Annotated in this window: 4 protein-coding genes and 1 pseudogene; all 5 read left to right on the plus strand. The window is 45.7% G+C overall.

Features of this window, described 5'->3' with window-relative positions; translation table 11 throughout:
* Positions 1–8: 8 nt before the first annotated feature.
* A complete protein-coding gene (locus AB4140_RS16160; protein WP_372001736.1) occupies positions 9–1,070 on the plus strand; it encodes a flagellar basal body P-ring protein FlgI in 1,062 nt (353 codons plus the stop codon).
* Positions 1,071–1,087: 17 nt separating this feature from the next.
* Positions 1,088–2,224, plus strand: a complete 1,137-nt coding sequence (flgJ, locus tag AB4140_RS16165; RefSeq protein ID WP_372001730.1) for a flagellar assembly peptidoglycan hydrolase FlgJ — start codon at positions 1,088–1,090, stop codon at positions 2,222–2,224.
* Positions 2,224–4,146 carry a flagellar hook-associated protein FlgK gene (flgK, locus tag AB4140_RS16170; protein WP_372001732.1) on the plus strand — a complete coding sequence of 641 codons (1,923 nt, stop codon included), beginning with the start codon at positions 2,224–2,226 and terminating at the stop codon, positions 4,144–4,146. The genes flgJ and flgK overlap by 1 nt, the downstream gene beginning before the upstream one ends.
* An 11-nt stretch (positions 4,147–4,157) precedes the next feature.
* Entirely contained in the window at positions 4,158–5,363 is a 1,206-nt protein-coding gene (gene flgL / locus AB4140_RS16175; RefSeq protein ID WP_372001734.1) for a flagellar hook-associated protein FlgL, read from the plus strand.
* A 283-nt stretch (positions 5,364–5,646) separates the two neighbouring features.
* Positions 5,647–6,032 (plus strand): annotated as a pseudogene (locus AB4140_RS16180) (flagellin); the annotation flags it as partial.

A 6,032-nucleotide genomic window follows, 5' to 3' on the forward strand; every position in this document is an offset into this window, starting at 1 on the left:
TGCTCAGCATGGTGTTGCTGTCACAGCCAATTCAAGCCCAGCGCATTAAAGATATTGCCAATGTCCAAGGGGTACGAAGTAACCAATTAATTGGTTATGGCTTAGTGGTGGGGTTACCCGGCACAGGTGAAAAAACCCGTTATACCGAACAAACCTTTAGAACCATGCTAAAAAACTTCGGCATTAATTTAGCCGATAATGTTAACCCTAAAACCAAAAATGCCGCTGTGGTAGCCGTGCATGCAGAAATGCCTGCCTTTATTAAGCCCGGTCAAAATCTTGACATCACGGTATCAAGTATTGGTGAAGCAAAAAGCTTACGTGGCGGCACCTTGCTGCAAACCTTCTTAAAAGGGGTTGATGGTAATGTTTACGCCATTGCCCAAGGCACCTTGGTGGTCAGTGGCTTTAGCGCAGAAGGTCAAGACGGTTCACGGGTGATACAAAATACTCCTACCGTTGGGCGTATTCCTAGCGGCGCTATTGTGGAGCGCAGCGTGATGTCACCTTTTGCCAGTGGCGATCACCTCACCTTTAACTTGCGCCGTGCAGATTTTTCAACCGCCAAAAACATGGAACAAGCCATTAATGATTTGCTTGGCCCCGGTATGGCAAGGGCGCTTGATGCTACCTCGGTGCAAGTGAGTGCGCCTCGTGATGCATCCCAAAGAGTGTCATTTTTATCGACCCTTGAAAACATTCAAGTTGATATGGCCGATGAGTCAGCCAAAGTGATAGTCAATTCGCGTACGGGCACCATAGTGGTGGGGCAAAATGTACGCTTAATGCCAGCAGCTGTGACCCATGGTGGCTTAACCGTCACCATTGCTGAAGCGACCCAAGTATCACAACCTAATCCGTTTTCGGATGGTCAAACGGTTGTTACAACCGATAGCACCATAGATGTTGCCCAAGACGATAGCCGAATGTTTTTATTTGACCCTGGCACCTCGCTCGATGAGCTAGTCAGAGCGGTAAATTTGGTGGGCGCTGCCCCTTCAGATGTACTGGCAATATTAGAAGCGTTAAAGATGGCAGGCGCTTTGCATGGAGAGCTTATCATCATCTAAAAATTGTCGGTATGAATATGGAAAAGCTGTCAAATTCATCGAACTATCTGGATCTAGGGGGACTAGACTCATTACGTTCCAAGGCCCAGAAAGACGAGAAGGCGGCATTACAAGAAGTCGCCAAACAGTTTGAAGGGATATTTATTCAAATGCTGATGAAAAGTATGCGTGAAGCTAACGCAGTCTTTAAATCAGACAGCCCGATGAACAGTGAAACCACCGAATTTTTTGAAAACATGCGCGATCAACAAATGTCGGTGGATTTATCAAACAAAGGTATGTTGGGCATCGCAGACATGATGGTGCAGCAACTTTCTCCCCAAGAAAGCGGTTTTACCCCAGCCTCAGTGCTGCGCGGTAATATTGACGCTAACAGTGCACAGTCATTAGTTAACTCTACGAATAAGCCGGTAGATTTTCTTAGCACAGTGGTGAGTGCAAATTCTGCCCCTGAGCGCTCAGAGGCTGCTCAGTCAATGTTTAACCACACAATGCCTAATCACTCAATGTCTGATCACTCAACTGTTAATATCTCAACTGCGAACGCTGCAATGGCTAAGCCGATAATTGATAGCCAAGAATTAGATCAAGTTTTGGCTGGTGATCGTGTTGCCACTAGTGGCAATAGCTTGCCGCAATCGATGGCACCAACGCCGAATCAGTTTGACAGCCCGCAACATTTTGTCTCAGTGCTTTATCCCCATGCTGAAAAGGCCGCGAAACAGCTTGGCACCACCCCTGAAGTATTACTGGCGCAATCGGCATTAGAAACTGGCTGGGGTCAAAAAATGATCCGTCGTGATGACGGCACAGCCAGCAACAACTTGTTTAATATCAAAGCCGACAGACGCTGGGACGGCGATAAAACCTCAGTCAGCACCTTAGAGTTTGAGCAAGGGGTGGCAGTAAAACAACAAGCAGACTTCAGAATGTACGACAACGTTGAACAAAGCTTTAATGACTTTGTGTCATTCATCTCCAATGGCGAGCGCTACCAAGAAGCCAAAAAAGTGGCAGCACAGCCCGCCAAATTTATTCATGCCCTACAACAAGCAGGTTACGCAACTGATCCTCAATACGCCAATAAAGTGTTGAAAGTCATGGAGTCAGTAACCAATGGACTTAAGTCCGTATTACCAAAAGAGACTAACTAATGGCTATCGATTTATTAAACATTGCCCGTTCAGGTGTTATGGCAGCCCAATCGCAAATGGGCGTCACCAGTAATAACATTGCCAATGCCAATACCGTGGGCTATCACCGCCAAGTTGCAGAGCAATCGTCATTAGGGTCCCAACAAATCGGTAGTAGCTTTTATGGTACAGGTACTTACGTATCTGATGTGAAAAGGGTTTATAACGAATATGCCGCAAGAGAGCTGCGCATTGGCCAAACCTCCATGAGTGGTGCTGAAACCCGTTACAGCAAAATGAACGAAATGGATCAGCTGTTCTCGCAAATTGGCGCCATGGTGCCAGCCAGTTTAAATGACTTTTTTACCAGCATTAATAATGTTGGCGATTTACCGACAGATCTCGGTATGCGTAACAACATGCTTAGCTCTGCCGGGCAAGTGGCTAACAGCCTTAATCAAATGCAAAGCCACCTTGACTCGCAAATGAAGCAAACCAATGCGCAAATCGGCGCGGTTGCTGATCGCATTAATGAGATCAGTACTGAGCTTGCCAACATCAACCTCGAGATCATGAAGTCGCCAGGGGCTGACAGCCAATTATTAGACCGACAAGATGCGCTGATTTTAGAGCTAAGCGAATATTCTGAAGTTAATGTTATCCCGCTAGATAATGGCGCTAAAAGCGTCATGCTCGGCGGCTCAGTGATGCTAGTGTCCGGTGAAGTGGCGATGCAAGTCGGCACCACTACAGGCGATCCCTTTTCGAATGAGCCAAGGCTAACCACATCAACCGGTAATAGCACGTTAGTGATTGACGGCTCTAAATTAGGTGGCCAATTAGGCGAGTTATTTAACTTTCGTGATCAAACCTTAATTCCAGCCTCTCAAGAGCTAGGGCAACTGGCCTTAGGCGTGGCAGATGCCTTTAACCAAATGCAGCAAAATGGTTTTGACCTAGACGGCAATATTGGCAGCAATATTTTTACTGATATTAACGACCCCAGCATGGCCGCAGGTCGAGTCGGTGCCTACAGTACCAACACTGGTGACGCCAATCTGAAAGTTAATATTGACGATGTAGGCCAATTAACCGGCAGCGCATACGAATTATCTTTCACTGCGCCAAACACCTATGAGCTTAAAGACACCCAAACAGGCAAAGTTGAGCCACTAACCCTTAATGGCAATCAGCTTGAAGGCGGCAATGGTTTTAGTATTGAAATTGATGCTGGCAGTTTTGCTGATGGCGACCGTTTTGAAATTAGACCTAACGCGGGCGCTGCAGCAGGGCTCAATGTGGCAATGACAGATCCAAGAGGCATAGCTGCAGCTGGGCCTAATATCTCAGCTGACTCAGGCAACTCAGGTAACACCAGTGTAAAGCTCACAGACATTGACCGAACTCATGCCAGCTTCCCTGAAACGGGTAGTGAGCTCACCGTTAAAATTGATACCGCCAACAACACTTTTCAAGTAATTGATGCCGACGGCACTATCGTTGGGCCATCAGCCACGTTTACCCCACCGCAAATTGACACCGGCTTTGGTTTTAGCTTTGAGATTGACGACTCATCTGCCGCTGGCGTGACTGACAGTTACAGCTTTGATTTATCGTTTGCCGAAGGCGACAACAGTAATGCAGTTGCAATGGCGCAATTGGCCGATGCCAACATTATGAATAATGGCTCAACCACCTTAACCGGGGTGTTTGAAGGCACCAAACTGGATATCGGCAGCAAAACGCAAGCTGCAGCGGTGAGCTTGGCCTCAAATGATGCCATGTATCAGCAAGCCTATAACCGAGTGCAAAGCGAGTCTGGGGTAAATTTAGATGAAGAAGCGGCCAATTTAATGCGCTTTCAGCAATCGTATCAAGCTTCAGCTCGCATCATGACAACTGCCCAGCAGATGTTTGACTCATTACTTAGCTCAGTTCGCTAGGAGAATTAATTATGCGAATTTCAACGGCGCAAATGTTTCAGCAAAACAGCTACAGCATAGCCAAAGGCCAATCTGAGACCAGCAAAACCCTCCTGCAATTAGCCACAGGAAAAAAAATTAATACCGCCGGTGATGACCCCGTGGCCGCCATTGGTATCGATAAGTTAAACCAGCAAAATAACTTGGTTGATCAGTATTTAAGAAATATTGATTACGGTGAAAACCACCTTAATCAAACAGAAACCTTACTGGGGGATTTAGATAATTTAGCTGGCAGCATGAAAGAGCAATTATTGCGTGGCTCAAACGGCAGCATGACCGACAACGAGCGGCAAACTATTGCCGATGAAATGCAAAAAACGCTCGATCAAATGTTGGCCATTGCCAACAAAAAAGATGAGTCAGGCAATTACTTATTTGCTGGCAATAAAACTGGCAGCGCACCATTTGAGTTTGATGCCAATGGTCAAATTATTTACAACGGCGACTCAGGCACCCGCGAAAGCATTATTGCCTCAGGGGTACTCACTGATACCAATATGCCCGGTGATGCTGTTTTTATGAACGCGCTCAATGCCATGGGCGATTATAGCGCCAATTATATGGCAGGCCAGCAAGGTGAGTTTAGCGTCGATAGCGCCAAAATTACCGATAGTGCAGGACATAATGCAGATACTTATCAGTTTGCTTTTATCGACAATGGAGCAGGTGGGGTGGATGTTGAAGTCAGAGACAGCGCCAATAACGTACTGACAACAGTGGCAGATTTTGATAGTTCAATGCCAATTAAGATAAATGGCATGGAAGTAAAGCTAGATGGCGAGCCGATGGCGGGCGACAGTTTTACCCTTGAGCCTATGGCTGAGGTCAGTATTTTAGACAGTTTTAGCCAGGCAATTAGCTTGCTGCAAAGTGGCGACAAGATACAAACCCCACAAGGTAAAGCGGAGTTGGCACAGTTGTTGAATAATATCGATAGTGGTGTCAATCAAATGAGCGCTAAGCGCGGTGAGGTTGGCAACAGCTTAAAAGTAATGGACCAGTACAAATCGAATCACACCGACGAGAAGGTGATCAACGCATCAGCCTTGTCGATGTTAGAAGATTTAGATTATGCCGAAGCCATTATTGAGTTTGAAAAACAGCAGTTAGCACTTAATGCCGTATCAAGTGTTTTCAGCAAGGTGGGTTCAACGAGCTTGTTTGATTACATTTAACAAGCGCGATGAAACTGCAATGTCAGTCATTGGGTAAGGGTGTTTTATAGGCTGATATAACTAATCGTTTTATCAATAAAAGCCCAAATAAAATAGCAACCAATACCCAAAAGCTAACAACAACTTTTAATGTTAATTTATTCATTTAATTTTGTTTAAAGGTTATTGAGTCAACCGTTTTCAGCCGCAAATCAATAGGGATAGAGCGGCTGGGTCAATAACTTTATTAACAAGTTTAGCCAAGCGCTTAGCCTTGGCAATGCTACTAAAAAAGGAAAGTATCATGGCTATTTCAGTTAATACCAACGTCACCGCAATGAAAGCGCAAAACAGTTTAAATGGCGCTAATGGCAACTTGCAAACCTCAATGGAGCGTTTATCATCTGGCCTGCGCATTAACAGCGCTAAAGATGATGCAGCAGGCCTGCAAATTTCAAACCGTATGACCAGCCAAATCAATGGTATCGGGGTGGCAATGCGTAATGCCAATGACGGTATCTCAATTGCGCAAACCGCTGAAGGCGCGATGCAAGAATCCACCAACATCTTGCAACGTATGCGTGATTTGTCACTGCAATCAGCCAATGGCTCAAATTCATCAGCTGATCGTGATGCAATGCAAAAAGAATTAGGTGCATTGCAAACAGAGTTAACCCGTATTGCTGATAC

The organism is Shewanella sp. 10N.286.51.B2 (assembly GCF_041469265.1).
In the GTDB taxonomy this organism is placed as follows: Bacteria; Pseudomonadota; Gammaproteobacteria; order Enterobacterales; family Shewanellaceae; genus Shewanella.

Coding starts and splice junctions, on each gene's coding strand:
- AB4140_RS16160 (WP_372001736.1), top strand. CDS start 9: ATGGTGTTGCTGTCACAGCCAATTCAAGCCCAGCGCATTAAAGATATT.
- flgJ (WP_372001730.1), top strand. CDS start 1,088: ATGGAAAAGCTGTCAAATTCATCGAACTATCTGGATCTAGGGGGACTA.
- flgK (WP_372001732.1), top strand. CDS start 2,224: ATGGCTATCGATTTATTAAACATTGCCCGTTCAGGTGTTATGGCAGCC.
- flgL (WP_372001734.1), top strand. CDS start 4,158: ATGCGAATTTCAACGGCGCAAATGTTTCAGCAAAACAGCTACAGCATA.